Source organism: Saccharothrix xinjiangensis (genome assembly GCF_039527585.1).
GTDB classification, from domain to species: Bacteria; Actinomycetota; Actinomycetes; order Mycobacteriales; family Pseudonocardiaceae; genus Actinosynnema; species Actinosynnema xinjiangensis.
In genome coordinates this window covers 141272-165342 of the sequence record NZ_BAAAKE010000008.1, presented here as the reverse complement: position 1 = coordinate 165342, position 24071 = coordinate 141272, and the positions used below count along the sequence as shown (strand labels likewise).

The following is a 24071-nucleotide window of genomic DNA, read 5'->3' as shown; positions in this document are numbered from 1 at the left end:
GATGACCGAACCGCGCAAGGAGGCCGTGGGCAGCATCGTCTTCACGGCCAACCAGTCGTCCACCCAGTACAACGTCGCCAACGGCTCCCTCAACGTGCACCAGTACGGCCCCGGCCAGGCCGCCGTCTCGCCGGTCGACCCGCCCGAGCTGCCGGTGAAGACCCTGCGCGGCCGGGACGAGCTGGTCGCCGCCGTGCTCGCCGCCGCGCGCGGCCGGGACGGCAAGCCGTGGGTGCTGCACGGCCTGGGCGGCAGTGGCAAGAGCACCGTCGCCATGGCCGTGGCCGCCGAGCTGCGCGGTGAGCGCGACGTGTACTGGATCAGCGGCGACGTCCACACCGCCATGATCACCGTGGCCGAGCGGCGGGGCGCGGACCCCGGCGACGTGCAGCGGGCTCGGGCCAACTGGCAGGAGGCGCACGCCCTGGTGTGGGGTTCGCTCAACCGCGCCGGGCGGCCGTGGCTGCTGGTGTTCGACGACGTCGACGACCCCACCGAGCTGGCCGGGCCCAGCGGCAACCCCGGCGACGGCACGGGCTGGCTGCGGTCGAGCGCCGCCGGGTTCGCGCTGGTGACCTCGCGCTTCGGCGGCGGTGCGTGGGGCGACCTGGCGGAGCAGCGCCGGGTCGACCTGCTCGACGCCGGCACCGGGGCCGCCGTGCTGCTCGACCGCGCGCCGGACGCCGGCCCGGTGGAGGACGCGCGGCTGCTCAGCGAGCGGCTGGGCGGTCTGCCGCTGGCGCTGTGGCTCGCGGGCGGCTACCTCAGGTCCGGCGACGACCGCCACCGCACGTTCGCCGAGTACCGGCAGGCGCTCGACGAGGACCTGGTCGACCTGATCGACCGCGGCGGCGTGCTGCGGGCCGGCGCCGCGTCCGACGACACCGAGGCGCGCAAGCGGGTGCTGGAGACCTGGGAGCTGTCGCTGCGGATGCTGGAGCGCAAGGGCTTCCCCGCGCCGCGCGAGGTGGTCAAGCTGCTGTCGTGCTTCGGCGCGCCGCACCCGATCCGGGCGGAGCTGCTCGACGCCGCCCGCGAGCTGGAGGGGTCGGCGCTCGCCGGGCTGTCGGAGGGCGACCTGGACCAGACCCTCGGCGGACTGGCCGCGGTGGCCCTGGTCGACCGGGCCCGGGTCGCCGACGTGCGCTGCTTCGCGCTGCACCCGCTGGTCTCGGAGGTCGTCGCGGAAACCGTGGTGCGGCCGGAGGAGCGCGACGCGCTGTGGTGGACCGCGCAGCGCTGCCTGACGGGCGTGACGCCCGGCGACGTCGCGGACCCGGCGGTGTGGCCGAGCTGGGTGACGCTGCCCGCCGTGTACCAGCACCTGCTGGCGGAGGTGCCCGGTCACCTGACCGACGTGCTGGCCGAGGTGATCGAAGGTGCGACCGGGCCGTGCGCGCTGCGGCTGAGCAACAGCGGCGCGCTCAAGGCGAGCCACGACCTGACCCAGTTGGCGTTCCTGCGCAGCAACGAGCTGCCCGTCGACCACGTCGCGCGGCTGGGCGCCCGGTTCAGCGCGGCCCTGATCAACAGCCAGGAGGGCAACTACGGCCCGGTGGAGGGCGAGCTGCGGGCCCTGTACGCCGAGGCGAGCGCGTCGTACCCGCCGCAGGCCCCGCTGGTCACCGCGATCGTGATGAACCTGACCGGTGTGCTGTGCGCGCTCGGCCGGACGGACGAGGCCGCCGAGCTGTTCGCCGTCCTGCCGCCCGCCTACGAGGCGGCGGGCGAGCCGCTGCCGCTGGGCGTGCGGATGGTGCGGGCCCAGCTGCACTCGCAGCTGGGCGACTTCGAGGCCGCCGAGCTCGGGCTGGCCGAGGTGCTGGAGGCGCAGCGCGCCGAACTGGGCGAGGAGCACCCGAACACCCTGGTCACCATGGCCTCGCTGGCCGAGGTGGCGGCCGCGCGGGGCCGGCTCAACGAGGCCCAGCGCGAGCTGGAGCGGGTGCTGCGGGTCCAGGTCCGGCTGTTCGGCCCGGACAACGCCGCCACGCTCGCCACCCGGTCGGCGCTGTTCGGCGTGCTGGCCTACCAGGGCGACCTGACGGCGGCCCACGGCCAGCTCAACGACCTGCTGAAGATCCAGCGCGACTCGCTGAACCCGGAGAACCCGCTGTCCCTGCTGGGCCTGGCCGCGTTGACCAGCTTCCAGTCCGGCACGCCCGGCAACGAGTCCGCCGCGGCCGAGCGGCGGTTGCGCGACCTGGTGTCCACCATGGCGCGGACGCTGGGCGCGGAGCACCCGACCGTGCTGGTCGTGCGGTTCCTCGCGGTGATCCAGGTGCACCTCAACGACCGGGCCGCCGCCGAGGCCGAGTGCGCCGAGATCGCCGGGCTCCAGACCGCGGCGCTCGGCGCGGAGCACCCGGTCACGCTGTCCACGCGGCTGGTGCTGGCGCTGATGCGGTGCCACAGCGACCCGGTGACCGGTGAGGAGCAGCTGCGCGAGCTGCACGGCGCGTTCCGGCGGGCCCTGGGCGACGACCACCCGCAGACGATCCAGATCCTGCACAGCCTGGCCAACACGTCCTTCCGGCACGGCGACCTGGCCAACACCGAGCGGTTCCTGCGGGCCGCGGTGGCCGGCCTGGAGCGGTTGCGCGGCCCCGACCACGAGGACGTGCAGGAGACCCGGACCGTGCTGGTCGAGGTGCTGGTGGGCCGCGACGAGCACGAGGAGGCGCAGCGGGAGCTGCGGGCGCTGATCGAGTCGGTCGAGCGCACGCGCGGCCCGGAGTCGGAGGAGTCGCTGGGCACGCGGTTCATGCTGGCGGCGCTGCGGTACGACGCCGAGGACCTGGCGGGCGCGGAGCGGGAGCTGAGGTCGGTGGCCGAGGTGCTGCGCCGCGTGCACGGCGAGGACCACGGCGGGTGGCTGGTGACCGAGGCGCTGCTGGGGGAGCTGCTGCACGTCAAGGGCGACCTGGCGCTCGCGGAGGGGCACCTGCGCACGGCGCTCGCCGGGTTCGAGGCGGGCTGGGGCGTCGAGGACGAGGACGCGCTGCTGACCCGGGTCGAGCTGGGCGAGGTGCTGCACGACCGCGGCGACCTGGCGGGCGCCGAGCAGAACCTCCAGCTCGCGGTGCGCAGGCTGGCGGACGTGGAGGACGTCGACGAGGGCGTCCTGCGGCGCGCGGAGAACTCGCTGTCGGTGGTGACGGCCGAGCTGCACGCCGCCCAACCGGAGCCGCCTGCCGCCGAACCGACCCCGGTCCTCGAACCGACACCGGAACCGGTGGCGCCCGAACCGCCGAGCCCCGACCTGTCCGACGCGTGGAGGTTGTTGATCACCGGTGACGTGGCCGGTGCGCGGGCGGTGTTCGAGGGGCTGGGGGAGGTTCCGGAGGCCGCGCGCGAGGCGTTGCGGCGGGCGCTGGACGGGCCTGGGCAGTCTGCTGTGGACGGAGTGGTGCCAGGGCCTGCGCTGTCGATCACGGCGCCGGAACCTGAACCGGCGCCGGAACTGGCGCCGGAACTGGCGCCGGAACCTGAACCGGTGGCGGTGCTGGTGCCCGAGTCGGTGCCGGTGCCGGTGCCGGTGCACGATCCCGTGCCCGCCGGCGGTTCGGAACGGGAGCTGCGGTCGCTGCTGCGGGAGCGCTGGGCGGAGCACGGGATGGCGCACCCCGCGACCACGCGGGTGTGGCGGCAGTTCGCCCTGGTGCTGCTGGACGGCGGTTTCCCGCTGGCCGCGCTGGGTGAGCTGACCGCGTTGCTGGGCGCCCTGGAGGGCGAGGAGGACCAGTTCGCCCTGCGGGTCCGGCTCGACGTGGCGCACCTGAGGTTCGAGCAGGGCGACGCGTCGCGTGCGCTGCGGGACCTGGACCGCGTCCACCGGGCGGCCGAGGTGCTGCTGGGCGGGCGGCACCGGGTGACGCTGCGGGCCGGGGCGCGGCGGGCGCTGGCCCGGCGGGACCTGCGGGGAGCGGTCCGGGCGCTGGAGGTCGACGGCGCGTTGGCGGACGTCCGGTTCGGCGTCGCGGTGCTGGCGCACGAGCTGGGTGACCGCGACCGGGTGGAGCGCGAGTGCACGAGGCTGGTGCGCGAGCAGGCGGGCGAGCCCCGGGCGCTGCGGGCGCGTGCCCTGCTGGCGGCCTCGCGGGGCGACCACGCGGAGCTGGCCGAGGTCGTGCGGGCGCAGGAGGCGCGGCGCGGGCCGAACCACCCGGAGGTCGCCGAGACCAGGCACCTGCTGGGCCTCGCCCTGATCGCGGCGGGCCTGCCGGGTGGCCGCGAGCTGCACCGGGCGCTGGAGGCGCGCACCCGCCGGCTCGGTCCACGCCACCCGGCGACCGTCGCGACCGCGGCGGCGCTGGCGACGGGCTGAGCGCTTCGCGCCGGTGGGCAGGGCGGGCCCGAGGTCGGGCAAGACCGGGGGCAGGCAGCCGGGGCAGGGCAGGCGGGGCGGGGCAGGCCGGGACAGGGCAGGCCCGAGGCAGGGCCGGTCAGGTGTCCTTGCCCGCCTCGACGTGGATGTGGGGGTCGTCCATCCGCACCTCGCTCGCGTCGCACCCGACCCTACCGCCCGACCCGCGACGCCCGCGTAGTCCGGCCGACCGGCTCGGGGGCGGTGGGGAAGCGCCGACCCCGAGCCGGATCCCGGTGGTGCGCAGCCCACCGGGATCCCGGGATCAGCGCCGGGTGGGCGTGGCCGGCTGGTCCTCGATCAGCGGCACGTCGTGCTCGTCGACCAGGTACCAGAACCGCATCCCGCCCAGCTCCAGGAACTCGCCGGGCCGGCACCGGCCGGTCAGGGCGTCCCGGCCCGCGCGCTCGTAGGTGACGTGCAGCGCCGGCGCCCCGCCGTGCCGGTCGGCCTCGCCGCGGACCTCGCACCGGCCGGTCAGGCCGAGCGCCCGGCGGGTGCGACCGCGGTCGAGCCGGACCACGCGCCTGCCCCGCAGCTCCACGCGCACGGGCGCGCCCTCCGGCGGGTCCGCGACCAGCGCGCCGACCAGCCTGGGGTTGCCGGTCAGCCACCGGCGGGCCGACAGCAGCAGGCCCAGCAGCACCAGCACCACCAGCGCGATCACCCAGTTCCAGCTGATCCCGTGCTCCCTCGTGCCGGACCACGTGGTGGCGCCGCTCACCGGGCGCAGGTCCAGCGGCAGCGCCAGGTCGCCCTCCACCACCTGTCGCCACGGCGAGTCCAGCTCGCCGGTCAGGCGGAGGTCCGCCGCGGCGGGTTCGCGGGTGAGGCCCAGCTCGAAGCCGCCGACCTCGCGGGGGTGCAGGACCAGGTCGAGGCGCCGCGCCTGCCCCGGCCCCAGCTCCACCCGGTCGGGCAAGCCGGTGACCTCGCCGAGCTCGCTGACCACCCGCGCGCCGGTGACCACCAGCGGCAGCGCCGTGGCGGTGGAGACCAGCTCCGCTGTGACCGGCACGTCGTCGCCGGACAGGTCCAGGTCCGGCGGGGCGCCAGCCCAGCGCACGTCCACCCCGGCGGCCAGGTCGGGCGCCAGCGCGTCGGCCGCGATGCCCCGGCGGACGCGGTCGGCGACGCCGTTGAGGTAGTCGACGAGCGCGTCACCGGTCAGCCGCGGCACCTCGGTGCGGGGCACGACGTCGAGCAGCAGCTCCGCGCCGGACACGTCGTTGGTCAGCGGGAACGCGTAGCCGCGCAACCCGGTCAGCCGGTCGGCCCGCTGCCGCAGGTCGGTCCACGCGGGCGAGCCGACGTCGCGGAACGGGCTGCCCGCCGGCGGCGCGTGCTCGCCGTCGGTGAGCAGCACGATCGCCCGGCCGCCCGGACCCGCCGACCCGCTCAGCGCGTCCACCGCGCCGCTGATGGCCGCGCCGATGTCGGTGGAGCCGCCGCCGGGCTGCGCGGGCATCCGCTCGACCGCGCCCGCCGCGCCGGACGCCTCGCCGTCGTAGACGGGCGACACCGCGGAGTCGAAGGCGAACAGCCGCACCCGGTCCTCCGGGCGCAGGCTGCCCGCGAACTCGCCGAGCACCTGCTTGACGCGGTCGTAGCGGCCGTCGTCGCGCATCGAACCCGACTTGTCGACCAGCACGGCGTAGTCGGTGGGCGCCCGGTCGACCCCCAGCCCGGCCAGCACCTCGTCCAGCCCGACCGCGTCGCCGGGCGCCGCCGGGGCGGGTGCCGCGGAGACCACGACGAGCAGGCAACTCACGACCGCGGGGACCAGGCCCCGCCTGCCACGGACAGCCATTGCGCTTCTCCTGACGTCAACGCGATCCGCCGGTCCCGTCGTCGGTGACCGGGTCGTACCACTGGGTCATCCGCCTGGCCGCTTCCTGCAACCGGGCGTGCTTGTCCAACGCGACCCGCAGGCCCTCGTCCACGCGCCGCAGGGTGTGCTCGGTGGCGTCGAGCGCGGCGCGCAGCCCGTCGCCGTCCGGCGCGTCGGCGGGTCCGGCGGGCAGGCCGGCCAGGACCTCGGTGTCGATGCGCGCGTACTCCAGCAGTTGCGCGGCCCGTTCGGCGTGCTCGGTGCGCAGCCGCTCGTAGCGGGCCAGGGTGTCGGCCAGGCGCGTCTTGTGCTCCTCGTGCGCGCGGACCTCCTCGGCCCAGTCGCGCTCGGAGGCGGCGATCTTGGCCAGCACGTCGCCGGTGCGGTCGCTGAGGTCGCCCAGCCGTTCGAGGCTGAGCGACAGCACCTGCTCGGCGGTGTCCAGCAGGGCGCGCTCGGCCACCTCGGCGGGCTGGCGCATGGCGGTCAGCCGCGCGGACAGCGACTCCTGCTGCGCCTTGAGCTCCGGCAGCGCGCCGGCCAGCCGCTCGAAGCGCTTGAGCTCCTCCAGCCGCGCGGACACGCGCTCGTGCTCGGCGGCGCCCGCGGCCAGCCGCTCCTCGACGCGCGCCAGCGCCTCGTGCTCGCGGCGCAGCACGGAGGTCCGGTCGGCCAGCGCGCTCAGCGAGTCGACCTGGCGGCGCAGGTGGTCGGCGACGGGCTCGCCGGTGGCGGCGACCTCGGTCAGCGCGGCCAGGCGGGTGGCCAGGTGCTCGACCTCGGCCAGCGCGTCGTCCAGCGCGATCACCACCTCGATGGCGGTGGTGTCCGGGCTCCCGGCGGCGGGCTCGGCGCGGGCGGCCTCGGCCAGCGCGCGGACCGACCAGCCGATGGCCCACCGCAGGGCGTGCAGGGCGACCGCCGGGCCCTCGGTGGTGAGCACGGCGGCCAGCTCGGCCCTCGGGTCGGGGGTGTTCATCCTGGTGCTCCTCCGGGACCTGGTTCGGGCAGCGGGCACGTCACCGGCGGACCGCCCGCGACCGGGCGCAGCACCAGCACCCCGGTGGTGGTGCGGCCCGCGCGCACCTCGACCCGGTACTCGCCGGGCGGCGCCACGGGCCCGGTGGTCAGCGGCTGCCACGGGCCCTCGCCGCGCGGGCGCAGCAGCACGGGCGCCGGGTCGTCGCCGGCCTCGACGCGGACGACGGCGTCCACCGGCGTCGGCGGCCGGCCCGCCTCGACCAGGGTGAGCACCGAGGACGTCAGCAGGCCGCCGCTGATCCGCCGCACCGGCAGGCCGAGGGTGTGCGGGTGGTCGACCCGCGCGAGGACCGCGCCGGAGGCGACGAGCATCGCCCCACGCGCCACGTCGTCGACGGCCAGCGCGCTCGGCGTCCGCCAGCGGCCCACCGCGCCCAGCACGGCGTCGCGCACCGGCGCGGTGGCGCCGAACACGCCCGACAGCACCACCGCGCTGCCGTGGTCGAGCTCGTCGGCGAACCGGGCGGCCACCTCCGCGGCCCGCCGCGCGACCGGCGCGAGCGCGTCCAGCACCGCACCGGCGGTGACCGCGCGGTCGTGGTCGAGGTACACGGGGGTCGCGCGGTAGCGGTGCTGCCGCACGGCCCGGTCGAGCACGACGGCGAGCCGGCGGGCTCGGGCCGCGCCCTGCCGGGCCAGCCAGTCGCGCGGCACGCCGAACGCGTCGGCCACGTCCGGGCTGCCGGCGCGCTCGACCCGCACCAGCCGCACGCCCCGGTCGTCGACCGCGCACAGCGCGACGGCCGTGGTCCGCGCGCCCACCTCGCACACCAGGTGCACGGCGGGCTCCACCGGCCGCGGCAGGCGGTCGAGCCACCCCGCCGCCGCGCACAGGGCGGCCGGCACGGGCACCGGGTCGGGCAGCCCGAGGCCCGCCAGTTCGCGCACGACCACGTCGCCGTCCCCGCCGTGCGGCACCGCGACGCCGACCGCGCCCGGCCGCACCCCGGCGAGCAGCGCCGCGACCCCGCCGGGCGCGGTGGGCGCCACGACCGCCCGCCCGCGCGCCGGCACGACCTTGGTCAGCACGGCCCCGACGTCCAGGCCGACGGCCTCGCGCACCCCGTCACCGCGCACCCCGTCACCGGTCATGGGGCGGGCGCCCGTTCGGCGGGGGCGGCTCCTGGCCGCCGACGAACGGGACCTTGGAGGCGACCCAGCCCGCGATGGCCTGGAACCGGTTCTGCTCCTCGCCCGCCCCACCCACCGCGCTGCGGCCCTCGACCAGGATCGCGGCCTCGGCGTGGAGCACCCGGCGGGCCTCGATGGCCACTTCGAGGTGGTCGAGGAAGGCGTGCACGTCGTGGGGGGACCGGTGCGCCTTCTCGTACTCCCGGACCAGCTCCCGGGCGAACAGCCCGACGAGCTGCTCGTACTTGACCACGCGGCGACCCGCCAGCACGGCGGCGACCCCGGCGACCAGCCGCTCGACGTCGCCCCAGGACGAGAGCCTGCCGGCGATGTCGCGGAACGGGGTCCGCTCCTGCCACCCCTGGAGCTGGTTGGCGCACTGCTCGGCGAAGTGCCGGGTCGGCTCGGCCTCGGCGGGCGGCGGGTCCTGCCGGGGCGCGTTCGCCTGCCCGGACCGGGAGTGGACGTGCGCGGTCACCGGCTCGGCCGCCTTCTTGCGCGCCGCGACCCAGGGCCGGACGCGGGGCAGGTCGCCCAGCGCGGGCACCCGGTCCACGACGTCGCGCAGCGCGGTGCGCACCTGCTGCTCGTCGTGGCCGTCGCGCACCTTCAGGTCCGCGAGCAGGCCGTCGAGGAAGGTGGACAGCACCTGCGGGTCGACCTCCGCCCACCCCGGCCCGGCCAGCACCGACGCCACCGCGCGGTGCCGCCGGGCGGCGGGAACGGTCCGCAGCACTCGGGCGAACGCCTCCACGTAGTCGGGGTCCGGCCGCTGCCGCAGCACGACGGCCGGCGGGCGCAGGGGCCGGTCGCCGAGGCGGTGGCACAGCGCGTCCGCCGTGCCTTGCAGCCGCGGCGGCAGCCGAGCCGACTTCAGCTCCGCGGCCCACTCCGCCCCGCGGCCGGCCGGCATCGCCGCGAGCACGTCGTCCTGGAGCCAGTCGAGCGCACCGGCCAGCAGCAGCGGCACGTGCTCCGGCCACGCCTGCCGGCAGGCGGCGAGCACGCGCGCCGCGCCGCCGGGCGACAGCCGCTCCAGCTCGGCGACGTCGCCCGCCCGCGCGGGCGGTCCGCCGCGCAGGGCCACGCGCAGGAACGCGGTCTCGGGGGCGGCCAGGTCCAGGCCGTCGGCCACCGCGGCGGCCTCGTCGGGGGACCGGCGGACCAGCTCGACCAGCAGCCCGGCCAGCTGCGCCGGGCGCCGGGCCAGGTAGGCGCGCGCCTCGGGCGCGCCCGCCCTGGCCCGCTCCCGCAGCCACCGGGCGCTCAGGGCCGACCCGCCGGCCGCGAACTCGTCCACGACCTGCTGGGCGAAGCCGAACCGCCGGGCGAACGCCAGCACGTGCTCCGGCGGCGCGGCGCCGAACGACAGCCGGTGGGCCAACCGGACCGCGTGCGGGCGCAGCCCGTCCTGCCAGTGCGCGGCCACCAGGTCCAGGTCGGCCTGCTCGGCGTGGTCGAGGAACAGGCGCACCAGCAGCAGGCGGTCGGCGTCGGGCACCCGGGCCAGCTCGCCGGTCTCGTGCAGCCTGCGCACGTGGTCCGGGTTGAGCAGGCCCTTGCGGGCGTGCTCCAGCACGGTCGGCAGGAAGTCCAGCGCGAGCAGCGCGTCGACCGCGCCCGCCGCGTCCTGGGCGGTCACGCCCGCCAGGTGCCGCAGCACCGGTTCGACGCCCTTGCGGTCGAACAGCCTCAGCAGCTCGTCGCGGTACTGGGCGGCGCTCGGGTCGGCGGGCTCGGGCCACGGCCCGTCCCAGGCCATGCCCAGCTCGTCCTTGCGGGCCCGGTCGGTGAACGCCAGCCGCAGCCGCTGCTTGGACGCGCCGTCCGCCCACGTGCTGGCGGTGAACGTCATCCGCGCGCCCGCGGGCAGCGCCGCGTGCACGGCGTCGAGGAAGTCGAGCCGGTCGGCCAGGCCCAGCGCGGTGTCGCCCGGCAGCACCGCCACGTCGCGGTCCAGCGCCGCGGCCGCCGCGGCCGCCACCCGGGCCGGGTCGAACCGCCGCACCCGGTCGGCCAGCACGTCCAGGCCGGTGTCGGGCACGTCGAGCGCGAACGGCTCGCCGGCCAGCGTGTCGGGCCGCTCCCAGCCGCCCAGGTGCCCGGCGACCGCCCGGTGCAGCGCGGCCAGGCTGACCGGGGCCGCGCCCGTCCCCCGCAGCGGTAGGCACACCAGGTTGCCGGTCAGGATCGGCCTGCCGACGCCGTCCCGGTCGCCGGACCAGTTGCGCACGATCACGCACAGGAAGTCCTCGCCCCGGATGGTGACCGCGCCGAAGGTGACCCACGGCGTGCCGCTGCCGCCCGCCTGCGCGCCGGCGGGCGGGTTGCCCGGCGAGAGCCGCCGCACGATCTTGTCGTAGAGCGCGGCCGTGCCGGGGCCCGAGCTGCACGCCACGATCTCGTAATCGCTGAACCCGCCCGGCTGCTTGCCGTGCGAGGCCCAGCCCGTCCGCACCTCCACCGCGGCCTACCCGGCGTTCCGCAGTCGGCCCTGGATCCACAGCAGCGGTTCGAGCACGTTGATCGGGAACACACCGCCGCGGATGCGGTCCTGGCCGTCGTCGCCCCGCTTGATGTTGGCGTAGTCGTTGGGCCGGAACCGCCGACCGTCGCCGACGTAGAAACCGATGGCGGAGGTCACGAACACCCGGAGCCGCTGCGGGTCGAAGTGGTTGGCCAGCGCGCCGCGCACCAGGTCGGCCGTGCCGTTGGGCGACTCGTGGCACAGCCGCTGGAAGAACTCGTCGGCGTAGTCGTCGGGCACGAGCGGCAGGTGCGGCGGGTGCTCGGACTGGACGGTCAGCCCGTAGCGGCGGGCCGCCTTGTAGATCTCCGGGTCGTCGAACTTCGTCACGCACACCGCGAGGTGCTGGGGCAGGTAGGTGCCCTGGTAGCGCTCCTGCTCGAAGATGCGCCGCGCCAGCTTCTCCAGCATCCGGTGGAAGAAGTCGAACGCGTCGCCGGTGCGGGCGTCGCGCACCGGGTCGAACAGGTAGATGATCCCGCCGCACGTCTCCAGGTGGTCGAGCAGCTGGTCCTCGGTGTCGGTCAACGAGGTGACCCGCTGGCCGCCCGGCGCGCCGGCGATGCTGAACTCGTCGTCCAGCTGCTGCTCGACGGTGTGCCCGGTGCTGCGGTAGTACCAGCCGGGCACGTCGAGCACGTCCAGCTCGAACGCCACCCGCCGCGGCTCGACCGGCTTGGACCTGCCGAACACGCCGCGCCGGACCGGCGCGGGCGCCTCGGTGCCGGTGAACCGGAAGATCACGTTCTGCGGGTCGTTGGTGGCGTTGTGGAACACGTGCTGGCGGGTCAGCAGGTTGGTGGAGTGCGTCAGGAACTCCGAGGACTCGTCGGTGACCCCGTTCATGATCCAGTTGCCGGGGCCGTGCCACCTGTTGACCGCGACGTTGAGCGACGCCAGGTAGGTGGTCTTGCCGCTGCCGGGCGCGCCCCACAGGCCGATGCGCACGTCGTCCGGCAACGGTCCCCTCGCGGGCAGTGGTGCGGTCATCGGGTTCCTCCAAGGGGGAGCAGCAGCGGGTGGGGTTCGGGGGCGCGGGCCCGCACGTCCAGGCCGCGCACGAGGTCCGGTGCGGTGGTGGTGCGGTGGTCGAGCAGGCCCCGGTCGCCGAAGCGGTTCCAGAAGGCGCGCCCCCGGCGGCCGAAGCGGTCGTTGTGGTCGGGCCGGGTCCAGTCCGGGCGGTCCCACACGCCGACCAGGCGCACGCCCAGGTCGCGCAGCGCGCGCAGCTGGGCGCCCTCGCCGACGCGGCGGGGGCAGCGGGGCGCGGAGGCGCCCAGGTCCTCGGTGGGGTGCGGCGGGCGGGAGCCGAGCACCACCAGGGCGCGGTGCGCGCCGGTGCGCCGCCAGGCCAGCCGGACGGCCAGCAGCAGGGCGTCCTCGACCGGCGCGGCGTGGCTGTAGACCGGGTTGGCGGGCGTCAGGGTCCCCAGGAACTCCAGGCAGTCGGCCGCCGCGCCGAGGGGGAACGCGCGCACCACGTGGCCCGGGTCGGTGCGGGTGGCGCTGTGGTCGAGGTAGGCCAGCACGGCGTACCGGACCGAGGCGGGCGCGTGGTGCTCGGCGTCGACCAGGGCCACGGTCTCGGCCACCAGCGCCAGCCGCTCGCGCACCGCGTCCCGGGCGCCGCCCAGCTCGACGGCGAAGGCGAGGTCCGCGCCCGGCACGTCGGCGGGCCGGTAGGTCTCCGGCACGGCCGCGCGCGTGGCGGCCCACTCCGCGTCCAGCCCGGCGGCGGGCACGTGCCGCGCGGTGACGTCGTCGGCGCAGCGCACGCCGACCCGGGCGCCGGCGGCGAGGGTGAAGTCGACGCGGTGCTCCTCGGCGGGGCGCAGCCGGGCGCGGGTGACCGCCAGGGGCCCGCCGTGCGCCGGCTCGTCGTCGGCGGCGCCGGCGACCACCGCGAGCGTGAACTCGGCGCTCGCCACGGCCGGCGTGCGGACGGCCAGGGTCACCGGTTCGGCCGCCGCCGCGGTCGTGCCCGCCGGGAACACCCGCCGCACCGCCGTCCGCACCCGACCCCCGGGTCCGGTGTCGGCCACGACCAGGCCGACGTCCCGGCGCAGCGCGGCGATCGCGAGCAGCGCGGCCACGCCGTCGTCGGTGAGCGTGCGGCCGGTGGGCGGCAGGCGCAGCTCGGTCGACGGGCCGCGTTCGCGCAGGCGCGCCGCCACGCGCTCGGGCAGCGCCCAGCCGGGCACGCGCACCAGCAGCAGCACCGGGCCGTCGGTCGCGGGCGCGGCGGCGTCGGCCTGGGCCGCGAGCAGCGCCGGGTCCGGCCGGGTGTCGCCGATGCCGCCGGCGAGGCGGAAGCGGCGCAGGTCGTCGTCGGCGGGCAGCGCGGGCAGCAGGTCGCGCCAGCTCCGCCCGGTCACCGGCCCGCGCAGCCCGGCGCACACCTCGCCGGCGGTGAACACCGCCGCGCGCACGCCCTCCGGGGTCAGCTCGACCGCGGTCAGCCGGTCGTGGTCGCCGGTCAGCCGGTCCAGCGCGGTCGCCGCGGCCGCCCGGACGTCGTCCTCGCCGTGGGTGACCGGGTCCTCGCCGGCGGGGTCCTCGACGGTGAGGGCTTCGACGGGAAGGCCCGCGGTGGGCCCGCCGCGGGCGAACCCGCGCAGCCGCCCCAGCAGCCCCGGGTCGCCGTGCCCGGGGTAGCCGGCGGCCAGCAGCGCGGCCCGCAGGTCGACCTCGCGCCGGGCGGCGGCCAGCGCGGCCGCGAACCCGCGCTCCTGCTCCGGCGTGGGGTGGCCCAGGACGCGGTCGCCGCGCAGGGTCCAGCCGCAGCCGGGGCAGGCCGCCTCGTCCCGCGCGTCGCGCAGGCACACCGGGCACTCCTGGACGGGGGCGCTCACGACGGCACCGGGGGCACGTCCGGCGGGGTGAACCGGCTCAGCGTCGCGTCGTCGGCGGTGTCGAGCACGTCGCGCAGCCGCCGCGCCAGGCGCGCTTCCATGTCGCCGAGCAGGGTCCGCACGGCGCGGGCGTTGCCGAACGCCGGGCCCTCCTCGGCGCGGCGCGCCTCCAGCCACCGCACCGCGCGCGCCAACGTGCCCTCGGCGAAGGTGAAGCCCCGGCGCCCGGCCAGGTCGACGAGGATCAGCCGCAGCTCGGGCACGGTGTAGTCGGGGAAGTCGACGTGCTTGGTGAACCGCGAGCGCAGGCCGTCGTTGGCGGCCAGGAACGCCCGCATCGCGCCCGGGTAGCCCGCGACGACCACGACCAGCCTGCCGCGCAGGTTCTCCATCTGCGCCACCAGCTCGGTGACCGCTTCCCGCCCGAAGTCCTGCGGCCCGCCGGTGGACAGGCTGTAGGCCTCGTCGACGAACAGCACGCCGTCGAGCGCCTCGCGGACCTTCGCCCTGGTCTTCTCGGCGGTCTGCCCGACGTACCCGGCGACCAGGTCGGCGCGCTGGGTCTCCACCACGTGCCCGCGCGCCAGCAGCCCCATCGACCGCAGCACCTCGCCGACCAGCCGGGCCACGGTCGTCTTGCCGGTGCCGGGCGAGCCCTGGAACACCATGTGCGGCGGCACCGGCGGGTCGCCCGCCCGGCGCCTGCGGTGCAGCGCCAGGGTGTCCACCAGCTCCCGGACCGACCGCTTCACCGGCTCCAGCCCGGTCAGCCCGTCCAGCTCGGCCAGCACGTCCTCCAGCCGCACCTCGCCGCGGTCCAGGTGGGTGCGGTATCCCTCCGGCACGTCGGCCGCGGTCGCCGGCGCCAGCGGCGCGCCGGGCGCCGGGCGGGTGCGCACCGCCCAGCGGTCCTTGACCTCGACGGCCAGCTCGCGCATCGCGCGGGCGTTGCCGAAGTGCTCGTCGCGCGTCCGGTGCAGGCCCGTCACGACCTGCCGCAGCGCGGTCACCAGGTCCGGCGCGCACTCCAGGCCGTGGTGCTCGCGCAGCCGGCGCAGCACGATCTCGTGCAGGTCGTCGGGTTCGAAGTCGGGGAACTCGACCACGTTGCGCTCGGGGAAGCGGCTGCGCAGGCCGACGTTGGCGGCGAGGAAGCGGCTCATCGGCCCGGTGTAGCCGGCGACGATCACGACCAGCCGGTCGCGGTGCAGCTCGATCTCGCTCAGCAGGGTGTCGATCGCCTCCTGCCCGAACCCGCCGGGTTGCTCGCTGAGCCGGTAGGCCTCGTCGATGAGCAGCACGCCGTCCAGCGCCTCGGCGACCCGCGCCCTGGTGAGCGCGGCGGTCTGGCCGACGTACTGGCCGATCAGCTCGTCCGCGGCGGGCGCCACCACGTGACCGCGGCTCAGCAGCCCCATCTCCCGGTAGACCTCGCCGACCAGCCCGGCGACGGTGGTCTTGCCGGTGCCCGGGTTGCCGGTGAACACCAGGTGCGGCGAGACGGCGTCCTCGTCGCTGCCCAGGCCGCGCGAGCGCACCTCGGCGTCGGCGGCCAGGCTCGCGGCGCGCGTGCGCAGGTGCTCCTTGACCGGCGCGAGGCCGGTCATCGCCTCCAGCCGCTCCCACGCCGACCGGTCGTCGACCGCGCCGCCGGACAGCAGGCCGGCCTCGCGCAGCGGGGTGGACCGCCGCGCCAGGTCCCCCAGCTCGCCGAGCCAGTCGCGCGCGGACAGCACCCGGGCGGCCATCGCCCGCACCACCGCGGGCAGCCGCGTCCACGGCGTGACCTCCAGGCCGTCGCGCAGCCTGCTGACCTGGACCAGCCGCCCCACCTCGGCGACCTCGGGCAGCGGCACGGCGCACGACCGGCGGCCCGGCCGCTCCCGCAGGTAGCTCACCAGCTGCGGCGCGTAGCGCAGCTCGTCGATCAGCTCGACGACCTCGTCCAGCCGGGGTCGGGTGAACAGCAGCAGGCACGTGTTGCGGTGCGCCTGCCCGGCGGTCCACCGGGCCACCCGACCGGCGAAGGCCCGCCTCGCGGTCAGGTGCTGGAGCAGGGTCTCCACGTCGACCAGCACCACGGCCGTGCGCGGCCGCGGCTGGCGCATCAGCGCGTCGAGCACCTGCACGCGGGACGGGTCGGAGATGCCTTCCACCGGCCGCGCCGGGTCGGGTCCGGTGTCGTGGCCCCCGGCGTGGCCACCGCCGCCCGCCGCCTGCCGCGCCATCCGCTCCGAGCCGACGAACCGGTTCCCGAGCGGCCCGGCGAACCGGCTGGTCCGCCCGCCCGCCGCGGGCGCCGGCGCGGTGGGCGCGCCCGGCCGCGCCAGCCGGTGCGAGGCGGTGTCGTGGAAGTAGACGGGGGTGACGGGGGAGGAGAACGCGACCCGCTCGTAGCCGTTGGCGCGCAGGAACTCGATCAGCACCTGCTCGAACGGCCGCACGACGTGGTCGCGGCCGACGAACTCGTCGTGCGCGCCGGGACCGTGCAGGACCCACACCGGTTCGCCGGACCCCAGCCCGGCCAACCCCGCCAGGCGTTCGGGCACCGCGGGCGGCAGCACCAGCGCCATGGTCGCGACCTCCTCAGCTCGCCCGGCGGCGGTCGGGGTCGCGCCGGCGGACGAGGTCCAGGTCCCGGTCGGCCGGGTCGAGCCGCCCGTCCTCGTCGGCCCGGCCGACCGCGATGCCGTTGTCCCGCAGGCTGCGCCGGATCGACTCGACCCGGTCGCCGCGCTCCTCGGCCGACGGCGTGCCCTCGTCGTAGGACAGCACCCGCACCGCGCACTCCACGCCGTCCTTCCCGGTCGGCTCGACCTCGATGACGATCTCGCTGCCGTCGAGGTGGCTGCCCTTGGCGTAGAACGCCTCCCGCTGGTCCTCGCCCTCGAACGTGGACTCCCGCACGTCGTACTGGTGGTGGGTCTCCAGCGCGGTGGCCACCAGGTCGGCGAAGTTGGTGCGCAGCTGCGAGGCGTAGACGGCGGTGCCCGCCTGCCGCACCACGGTCTCCAACCGCTCCTCGAACTCCGCGGCGGTGCGGTCCGCGACGGACCGGAAGTCGTCGGTGGTCATCGCGGTGCCCTCGTCCCGCACCCGCTCCAGCAGCGCGGAGACCTCGCCGCGCAGCCGCGACAGCGCGCCGCGCGACCAGTAGTCCACGTCGGGTCGACCGCCGGGCGGCGTCGGGTCCAGGTCCATCACCTCGTTCTGGGAGACCAGGCCCTCCACCGCGCGCAGCGCCCGCACTGCCGCCCCGCGCGCCGCGGTCCACTCGCCGTCCTGCTCCAGCACGGCCACCCGCAGGTCGCTGAACTCGTGGTAGAGGTTCTGCGCGTTGCCGAGCCCGTAGCCGGTGACGCCCTGCTCGCGCGCCGACTCGGCGGTGCGCAGCCTGCGCTCCAGCGCGCCGAGCGCGTCGGGCGCGAACCGCTCGTGCGGCAGCGCGGCGATCGCGTCGCGCAGGTGGCCCGCGTCGGCCAGGTACTCGGCCTCCAGCGCGGCGGCCCGCTCCTTGTCCCGCTGGAGCACGTCGACGTCCGCGCGCAGCGCGGCGACGTGCCGCTCGCGCTCGCGCCGCTCCTCGGCCACGGCGCGCCGCATCGCCTCCTGCTGCTTCGCCAGCAGCTCGGACGTCTCGGCGCGCAGCACCCTGGTGTTGTCCTCCAGCTGGCGGCGCAGCTGCCGGGCGTTGTCCTGGACGCGCCGGGTGGTCTCCTGCTCGAACCTGCGGTTGCGCTCGCTGAGCGCGCTCACGTCCCGCTCCACCGCGTCCTGCCGCCGGTCGAGGTCGCCGAACGAGCGGTCCAGGTCGGCGCGCGTCTGCTCGCGCACCTGGTCGATCAGCCGGGGCACGTCGCGGCGCAGCTCGGAGAGCCTGCCCGCCTCGCCGCGCAGCCGGTTCCACTCGGCCTCGTCGACGTAGATCCGCTTCCTGCCGCTCATCGCGGTCCTCCCTGCCCGAGGTGCTCCGCGCACCGGTCGATCGCCTCGTCGAACCGCCTCAGCACGCCGGCGGTGGGCACCCCGACCAGCAGCGCGCCGCGGTCCCGCACCCGCACCTCCACCGACCGCGGCCGGCCCGCGAAGTCGTAGCCCGAGCCGCGCAGCCGGTCGGTCAGGTGGCGCACCCGCTGGTTGTCGCTGCCGCGCAGCCCGCGCCCGTCGTCCCGGCGCGCCACGTAAGGCCCGTCGACCAGCACGTCGACCTGCGCCAGCAGGTCCGCGACGCCGGGGCCCGGCGGCCGGTCCCGCAGGACCTCGGCGGTGAACCCGGTGAAGCACACGACGTCCAGCTCCCGCCGCGCCCGCGCCAGCCCCACCAGCTCGGCCAGGCCCGCAGCCTGGGCCATCGGCTCGCCGCCGGACAGCGTCAGCCCGGTGACCGCCGGGTCGGCCAGCAGCTCGTCGACCAGCGCGGCGGGGGACACCAGCCGGTTCGGCCGGTCGGGGATCCAGTCCGGTGCGACGCACCCGGCGCAGTCCAGCGGGCAGCCCTGCACCCACACCACCGAGCGCCACCCGGGCCCGAGCGCGCGCGTGCCCACGCACGTGTCGGCGACGTTGAGCTGAGGCAAGGTGACCTCCGAACGGCGGTTCGCGGCGGTTGACCCGCCTACGACATCAGGAGCAGCGGGGGCTCCGTTAGTGGTGGGAGCGGATTGACCACGAGGTGGCCAGGAACTGTCCAGTGCTCAGGCCGGCAGGACCACGAGGCCGTCGAGCGAGGAGCCCCAGCGGTGGGTCAGCGCGGTGATCCGACCGGCCAGCCGGGCGGCCCCGGCCAGGTCGGGCACGTCCCGCAGCTCCCGGTAGAGCTGCTCGGCGAAGGCGATCGCCACCGGGTCGGGCAGGTCGCCGCGCCAGGCCACCACGGCGTCGGCCAGGGGTGTGAACAGCTCGGCCACCTCGGCGCTGCGGCAGGACTGGAGCACGATGCCCCGCAGCGCCGTGCCGGCGTGCTCCCGGTAGGCGGCCAGCACGTCCGCCACGTCCCGGGCGGGCACCGCGTGCGCCCGGCCGGTGCCGCGCTCGAAGACCAGGTCCGCGCCGTCGCCGTGGCAGGACAGGTGCAGCAGGTCGGGCCGCTCGGCCGCGAGCCCGCGCAGGTCGGCGACCTGGGCGGCGGTGCGCGGGAACAGCCGGAGGTGGCCCTGCGCCTCGACCTCCCGGATCACCCGCAGCTCGCGGTCGGCGCGGATGCGGTCCAGGGTCGCGGCGGCGGGTGAGGCGCCGATGAACAGGACCCTGGTCCGGTCGTCGGGTTCCTCGGCGCGGTCCGGGGCGCCGACGGTCATCGTGCCCTTGCCCAGCACGTACTGCCTCGCGTTGCCGGTGGCGGTCGCGGTGACCGTCCAGGTCTCATCCGGCATGGTCCGCGCCCCTGCGCAGCACCCGCACCAGTCGCGCGGCGAGTTCGCGCACGCCCGGCGGGATCGCCTGCCGCTCCTCGGACGGCTCCGCGCGGACCGGTCCCACGAGTTCCAGCCGCGCGGTCAGCCTGGCCAGCTCCTCGTCGTCGTCCAACGCGGCGCGCATCCGCACCAGCGTTTCCCGGACGTGGTCCCACCGCTCCGGGTGGAGCCGCCACTCCGACAAGCCCTCCAAGAGGGAGATCGCTTCCTCGTCCTCGTCCGGTGACGTGCGGTTGCGGGCCGAAGCCAGGTAGCCGCCGGGGTCGTCGACGAGCAGGTCGGTCCGGGAGAAGCGGTGCGCCACCACCGCGGCGACCACGTGCGGGTCCGCGAGGTGCCGGAGGACGGCCGAGGCGGGCACGTCGCGGTCGACCCAGTTGTCCAGCAGCGGGGCGACGGCGTCGTGGTGGCCGCGCGGCACGGGCAGGACCTGGAGCTGCGGGCGGTCGTAGGGCAGCCGGTCCCTGGCCGCCGCGATGCGGTCCAGGGCGTCCAGCGAGTGGCGCACGTCCGCGGAGCCCAGGACCAGCACGAGCCGGTCGGGCAGCTGGGCGGCGCAGACCCCCGCGAGGTCGGTGGTCCCACTGGCGCTGCTGATCAGCACGAAGTCGTGGTCGTCCACCCAGCGCGCGCGGTACTCCTCCAGCTGCTCCCCGAACCCGTGGTCGCGGTACTCCGCGCGCAGGTCCTTCTTCCGCCAGTCGCCCAGGTCCACGACCAGGACCCGGTGGCCCCACTCGCGGAGCCGTGCCGCCACGCGGCCCATCAAGGCGCTGTGGGCGTCCTCGTCGCGGTACGAGTAGAAGGTGATCACGGTGCCGGTCATGACAGGCTCGGCACGGCGGTCGGCGGGATCACCGGGAGGGGCGGCCGGACGACGGGCCAGTCGGGGCGCCAGGGCGGCACGTGGTGCAGTCGCGCGGCGATCTCCTGCGCGATCTTCTGCACCTCCTGGTGGAAGGGGATGTAGGCGGGCGTCTCCCGGAACTGCGGGTACGGGATGTTCCACGGCTTGAGGTCGCGCGCCTGGCGGCGCCGCGCCTCGGCGGGGAAGTTCTCCCGGTCCGCGAACACCACCGGGTACATGAGGTTGCAGTCGCCGCCGACCAGCGCCTCCCGGTCGGCGGCGCTCCGCCACTCGGCCAGGCACCACGCGGACCGGAAGTACTGCGGCGACAGCACCGGCAGCAGCAGGCGGCTGCCGCGCAGCGCCTCCTCCAGCCGGTCGGGCCACCGGGTGCCGGTGTCGATCTCCACGTCGAGGAAGATCCGCGGTTCGCGGTCCAGCTCGTCCGCCAGGCAGTGGTGCAGGACCGGGCGGAAGTGGTTCCACACCCAGTCCTGCACGTTGCCGCTGCGGCGGTAGCTGAGGAACAGGTCGAATTCGTAGTCGGACACCCGCGGCTCCACCTCGCCCGGTTCGGTGAGGTCGAAGCTAGTTCACGATCCCGGTCGGGTGGAGCGGCAAAAAGTGGTCAATAGCCGGACACCGCTGTTGTCAGGTCCGGCGTCGAGCCGGGTCAGGGCGCGGTGCGGTAGCTCTCGGTGTAGTAGTCGCCGAGGCGGGCGCGGAACTCGTCGGCGTCGAAGGTGTCGGCGTCGTACTCGGGCCCGCCCTTCACCTGCTCCTTGGTCCGGTCGACGTGGACCACCTTGGCGTCGTGGTCGATGCGGGCGACCGCGCCGACCGGCAGCACGACCTGGTGGCTGGTCAGCCAGGTGCCGGTGTCGACCAGCAGGCAGTCGGCGGGCACCACGGCGTTCGCCTCGTCGACCTTGCCGATCCGGCCGTCGACCGCCTCGACCTCGTACCCGAGCAGGCCCACGTCGGGCCGGTCGTGGTCGTCGACGGCCTCGTTGCGGGTGTCGAACAGGGCCACCGCGTCACGCCAGACCCACGGGGCGAACGGGAACGGGTACGGCTGCTGCATGGCGGTCATGGGTCCTCCTTCGTGCGCTGACCGGGTGCCCGGTCACGGGGGGAGGGGTACCCATTTCCGGCGGTGAAGATCCGCAGCGCGGTGAACTTCCGCCTGGCGAGCACCTCACGTGGCCCAGCGCCACACCGACGGCGGGCGGCCGCCCTTGGGCTGGGCGGCCGCGTGCTGGGTGGTGCGCTCCAGGCCGGGCACGCGCTCCATGACCCGGCCCAGGTTGGCCGGGTACGGGCGGTCGCCGGTCAGGGACTCGGTGACGTCCAGGGCCTGCGCGGTGGTGAACTCGCGCCCCAGCAGGCCCGCGGTGAACGCGGGGTCGCGCCACAGGCGGTCGGCCAGGATGGGGCGGCAGTCGGCCACGATCCGGTCGTGGTCGAACGCCAGCGGCGGCACGTCGGCCAGCGGGGTCCACGTGGTGGGTCCGCCGGTGAGCCTGCCCGGGTCGGCGGTGGCCCACAGGGCGATCGACAGCGTCGGGCCGCGCGGGTCGCGGGACGGCTCGTCGAACGTGGTGAGCTGGCCCGACGCGGTGATCGCGCCCTCGGCGACGCCGAGCTTGTCGCGCACGGCGCGGCGGGCGGCGTCGCGCAGGCGCTCGCCCCGGCCCAGCAGCACGCCGGGCAGGGCGAGGTCGCCCGCGAACGGCTCCTGGGCGCGGGGCGCGACGCCCAGGAGCACGGTGCGCGCGGTCGGGTCGAAGCGCAGGGCCAGCACGTCCACCGACACCGGGGTCGACTCGATCATGCGGCGATTGTCGCGCACGACCGCACGGCGTAGTGGGCGCGGTCGGGGCCGTGACCGGTGACCAGGACGGGGTGGCGCGCCTCGAACCAGGCCAGCGGGTCCGGCAGGTCCTCGGGTCGCCCGCCGCGGCGGGCGACGACCTCCAGGCCCGTCGCGTCCAGGTGCGTCACGGCCAGCCCGTCCACCCCGCCGCACGCGGCCACGGCGTACTCCAGCAGCTCCGCGTCCAGGTGCCCGGCCCGCCACGCGCCCTGGTAGCGGCCGGTGCCGTTGTGGCGCTCGGGGAAGCGGGCCGCCACCGCCGGGTCCTCGGTCGGCAGCGGCCCGGCCCCGTGCCGGGTCTGGTAGGTGCGGGTCACCCCGACGACCGCGGCCGGGCGGCCGCCCAGCAGGTCGCGGGCGTTGGCCGGGGTGGTGGTGGACCAGGTGGTGTGCGGGTGGAAGCCGTGGTGCTGGTCGAGCAGCACGCCCTGCGCGCCCTCGAACACCAGGCGGCCCCGCTCGGCCAGGCGGCCCACCTCGTCGCCGCGGGTGATCCGGACCGCGCCGGCGAAGTCGCGGTAGAGCGACACCAGCTCGGCCACCGACGGGCCCGCGCCGATCAGCGGCTCGTAGAACCGGGCCAGCGCGTCGAGCTTGCGGCGCAGCGCGGCGGGGTCGGCGCAGTCGCCGACCCGCGGGGGCGCGCCCGGCGTGCCGATGACCCGCTGGTGCTCCACGACGTCGCCGGGGCGGGCGTCCGCCAGCAGCGAGTACCAGACCGTCTCGCCGATGCCCTTGCCGCACGAGCCGTGCCGGGCCTCGCCGCGGGCGTCCTCGCGGGCGCGGTTGGCCAGGACGTGGAACGGCGTGGTGAGCAGCGCGCCCGCGTCGACCGACAGCAGTCGCAGCGGGTCGCGCACGCCCAGCCCGGCCAGCTCGCGCGACTCGGTCGCCAGGGCGATCGGCTCGACCAGCACGTGCCGGGACAGGTGGGTCGGCACGCCCGCGAGCGTGCCGGACCCGAACTGGCTGAACGTGTGGTGGCGGCCGTCCGCGACCACGTTGTGCGCGGCCTGCGCGCCGCCGTTGAAGCGGACCACCGACACCGTCTCGCGGTCGTGGCACAGGGCGTCGACCACCGCGCCCTTGCCCTCGTCGCCGAACCCGAGCCCGACGACGACCACGTGCCCGTCCACGCCGTCCACCCCCGTCCCGCCGCCAGAGCCGTCCACACCCGTCCTGCCCACGCCGTCCACGCCCGCTCCGCTCACGTCAAGGTCACGTCATCGGGACCGTCGAGCGCCGGGGGCGTCGCCGACCTGGTCAGGGCCTTGCCGCCGACGCCGACCAGCGCCTTGCCGACCGCCGCGCTCTCCGCGTCCGACCCGATCTCGGCGAGGTCCACCATCGCCTGGTCGAGGTCGACCACGCGCTCCTCCAGCCCGATCGTGGCGGCGATCAGCTCGCACACCGCGCCGGGGTCGTCGAGCTTGAGGAAGCGCTGGCCGAGGATGCCGCGCCAGTGGTCGGCGATCTCCGGGTCGTTGTAGTAGGACGACTGCTTGGGCAGCACGTAGTACACGTGCCAGCGGCGCTCCAGCTCCCGGTAGACCGACACGGGGTCGATGTCCTGCCGCACGTCGTCGCCGATGACCTTGCGGATGTGCCGCGCCTCCAGGCGGGGCTTGTTCAGCTCGTCGCCGATGAGGAACAGGTAGCCCTTGCGGCCGCGCTTCTGCCAGGCGTCGGTGACCACGTGCCGGGCGATGAAGTAGGCGGCCAGCTCGTACGACTCGCTCTTCTGCCCGCCGCCACCGCCTTCCAGCAGGATGGTGCGCAGCTGCTCGTCCATCCGGTTGTCCGACTCGAACTGCCCGATCTGGAGGGGCACCCGGTCGCTGTCGGCGTCGCCGATGCCGCCGAACAGCACCTGCGGGTCGGCGAGGTAGCCCTTGCGCTGGATGAGGCCGTGCAGCTTGCCGAGCTTGGTCTGCATGATCTTGGGCACCTGGCCCATCGAGCCGGTGACGTCGAACAGCACCGCGATCGGCGTCGAGTCGTCGTGCTCGGCCGAGTCGCGGCACTCGCGCAGCGCGTCCTTCGGGTCGAGCGACGGGTCGGCCTTCCACTCGCTCCTGGGCTTGGCGCGCATCGCTGCGGTGTAGCCGAAGTCGTCGATGCCCTTGGCGGCGCGGAAGGTCTTGGCGGCCGCGAAGGCGTTGTCGTCCCACTTGCCGTGTCCCACG

General features: G+C 76.3%; 17 protein-coding genes. 1 reads left to right on the top strand and 16 read right to left on the bottom strand.

All coding sequences use genetic code 11. The features are described 5' to 3' along the window. Position 1: 1 nt before the first annotated feature. Complete coding sequence (locus ABD223_RS19325; protein WP_344037691.1) at positions 2 to 4327, top strand: tetratricopeptide repeat protein; 4326 nt, start codon at positions 2 to 4, stop codon at positions 4325 to 4327. Positions 4328 to 4631: 304 nt separating this feature from the next. On the opposite strand, the gene ABD223_RS19320 is transcribed toward ABD223_RS19325, so the two are convergent. The 16 genes from ABD223_RS19320 to ABD223_RS19245 all read right to left on the bottom strand — a co-directional run bounded on the left by ABD223_RS19320 (position 4632) and on the right by ABD223_RS19245 (position 24070). Further along, the gene (locus ABD223_RS19320; protein ID WP_344037690.1) at positions 4632 to 6176 is read right to left on the bottom strand and encodes a VWA domain-containing protein; all 1545 of its coding nucleotides are present in this window, start codon (positions 6174 to 6176) and stop codon (positions 4632 to 4634) included. 16 nt (positions 6177 to 6192) lie between these two features. Beyond that, complete coding sequence (locus ABD223_RS19315; RefSeq protein WP_344037689.1) at positions 6193 to 7176, bottom strand: hypothetical protein; 984 nt, start codon at positions 7174 to 7176, stop codon at positions 6193 to 6195. After that, on the bottom strand, positions 7173 to 8330 hold the full coding sequence (locus ABD223_RS19310) for a hypothetical protein (protein ID WP_344037688.1): 1158 nt from the start codon (positions 8328 to 8330) through the stop codon (positions 7173 to 7175). Before ABD223_RS19310 ends, ABD223_RS19315 begins: the two co-directional genes overlap by 4 nt. Continuing rightward, entirely contained in the window at positions 8320 to 10833 is a 2514-nt protein-coding gene (locus ABD223_RS19305; protein ID WP_344037687.1) for a hypothetical protein, read from the bottom strand. The genes ABD223_RS19310 and ABD223_RS19305 overlap by 11 nt, the downstream gene beginning before the upstream one ends. Positions 10834 to 10839: 6 nt before the next feature. Then, complete coding sequence (locus ABD223_RS19300; protein ID WP_344037686.1) at positions 10840 to 11886, bottom strand: hypothetical protein; 1047 nt, start codon at positions 11884 to 11886, stop codon at positions 10840 to 10842. Continuing rightward, positions 11883 to 13748 carry a hypothetical protein gene (locus ABD223_RS19295; protein WP_344037685.1) on the bottom strand — a complete coding sequence of 622 codons (1866 nt, stop codon included), beginning with the start codon at positions 13746 to 13748 and terminating at the stop codon, positions 11883 to 11885. The genes ABD223_RS19300 and ABD223_RS19295 overlap by 4 nt, the downstream gene beginning before the upstream one ends. Continuing rightward, positions 13745 to 16321, bottom strand: a complete 2577-nt coding sequence (locus ABD223_RS19290; RefSeq protein ID WP_344037684.1) for an AAA family ATPase — start codon at positions 16319 to 16321, stop codon at positions 13745 to 13747. The genes ABD223_RS19295 and ABD223_RS19290 overlap by 4 nt, the downstream gene beginning before the upstream one ends. Positions 16322 to 16334: 13 nt before the next feature. Next, entirely contained in the window at positions 16335 to 17693 is a 1359-nt protein-coding gene (locus tag ABD223_RS19285; RefSeq protein ID WP_344037683.1) for a hypothetical protein, read from the bottom strand. Beyond that, positions 17690 to 18325 (bottom strand): 4Fe-4S single cluster domain-containing protein, encoded by a 636-nt coding sequence (locus ABD223_RS19280; RefSeq protein WP_344037682.1) that lies wholly within the window; start codon positions 18323 to 18325, stop codon positions 17690 to 17692. Before ABD223_RS19280 ends, ABD223_RS19285 begins: the two co-directional genes overlap by 4 nt. Positions 18326 to 18442: 117 nt before the next feature. Further along, positions 18443 to 19120 (bottom strand): CHAT domain-containing protein, encoded by a 678-nt coding sequence (locus ABD223_RS19275; protein WP_344037680.1) that lies wholly within the window; start codon positions 19118 to 19120, stop codon positions 18443 to 18445. After that, positions 19110 to 19988 (bottom strand): CATRA system-associated protein, encoded by an 879-nt coding sequence (locus tag ABD223_RS19270; RefSeq protein WP_344037679.1) that lies wholly within the window; start codon positions 19986 to 19988, stop codon positions 19110 to 19112. The genes ABD223_RS19275 and ABD223_RS19270 overlap by 11 nt, the downstream gene beginning before the upstream one ends. After that, positions 19985 to 20560, bottom strand: a complete 576-nt coding sequence (locus tag ABD223_RS19265) for a TIR domain-containing protein (protein ID WP_344037678.1) — start codon at positions 20558 to 20560, stop codon at positions 19985 to 19987. The genes ABD223_RS19270 and ABD223_RS19265 overlap by 4 nt, the downstream gene beginning before the upstream one ends. 122 nt (positions 20561 to 20682) lie before the next feature. Further along, positions 20683 to 21102: a PRC-barrel domain containing protein gene (locus ABD223_RS19260; RefSeq protein ID WP_344037677.1), complete on the bottom strand. Its 420-nt coding sequence runs from the start codon at positions 21100 to 21102 to the stop codon at positions 20683 to 20685. 105 nt (positions 21103 to 21207) lie between these two features. Further along, positions 21208 to 21843, bottom strand: coding sequence for an NUDIX domain-containing protein (locus ABD223_RS19255; RefSeq protein WP_344037676.1), 636 nt, complete (start codon positions 21841 to 21843; stop codon positions 21208 to 21210). Next, positions 21840 to 23096 (bottom strand): adenylosuccinate synthetase, encoded by a 1257-nt coding sequence (locus ABD223_RS19250; protein ID WP_344037675.1) that lies wholly within the window; start codon positions 23094 to 23096, stop codon positions 21840 to 21842. Before ABD223_RS19250 ends, ABD223_RS19255 begins: the two co-directional genes overlap by 4 nt. Further along, complete coding sequence (locus ABD223_RS19245) at positions 23093 to 24070, bottom strand: hypothetical protein (protein WP_344037674.1); 978 nt, start codon at positions 24068 to 24070, stop codon at positions 23093 to 23095. Before ABD223_RS19245 ends, ABD223_RS19250 begins: the two co-directional genes overlap by 4 nt. Position 24071 lies beyond the last annotated feature (1 nt).

What these genes read in the sequence shown, in the direction of transcription:
- ABD223_RS19325 (WP_344037691.1), top strand. Translation starts at nt 2, where the DNA reads ATGACCGAACCGCGCAAGGAGGCCGTGGGCAGCATCGTCTTCACGGCC.
- ABD223_RS19320 (WP_344037690.1), bottom strand. Translation starts at nt 6,176, where the DNA reads ATGGCTGTCCGTGGCAGGCGGGGCCTGGTCCCCGCGGTCGTGAGTTGC.
- ABD223_RS19315 (WP_344037689.1), bottom strand. Translation starts at nt 7,176, where the DNA reads ATGAACACCCCCGACCCGAGGGCCGAGCTGGCCGCCGTGCTCACCACC.
- ABD223_RS19310 (WP_344037688.1), bottom strand. Translation starts at nt 8,330, where the DNA reads ATGACCGGTGACGGGGTGCGCGGTGACGGGGTGCGCGAGGCCGTCGGC.
- ABD223_RS19300 (WP_344037686.1), bottom strand. Translation starts at nt 11,886, where the DNA reads ATGACCGCACCACTGCCCGCGAGGGGACCGTTGCCGGACGACGTGCGC.
- ABD223_RS19290 (WP_344037684.1), bottom strand. Translation starts at nt 16,321, where the DNA reads ATGGCGCTGGTGCTGCCGCCCGCGGTGCCCGAACGCCTGGCGGGGTTG.
- ABD223_RS19285 (WP_344037683.1), bottom strand. Translation starts at nt 17,693, where the DNA reads ATGAGCGGCAGGAAGCGGATCTACGTCGACGAGGCCGAGTGGAACCGG.
- ABD223_RS19275 (WP_344037680.1), bottom strand. Translation starts at nt 19,120, where the DNA reads ATGCCGGATGAGACCTGGACGGTCACCGCGACCGCCACCGGCAACGCG.
- ABD223_RS19270 (WP_344037679.1), bottom strand. Translation starts at nt 19,988, where the DNA reads ATGACCGGCACCGTGATCACCTTCTACTCGTACCGCGACGAGGACGCC.
- ABD223_RS19260 (WP_344037677.1), bottom strand. Translation starts at nt 21,102, where the DNA reads ATGACCGCCATGCAGCAGCCGTACCCGTTCCCGTTCGCCCCGTGGGTC.
- ABD223_RS19255 (WP_344037676.1), bottom strand. Translation starts at nt 21,843, where the DNA reads ATGATCGAGTCGACCCCGGTGTCGGTGGACGTGCTGGCCCTGCGCTTC.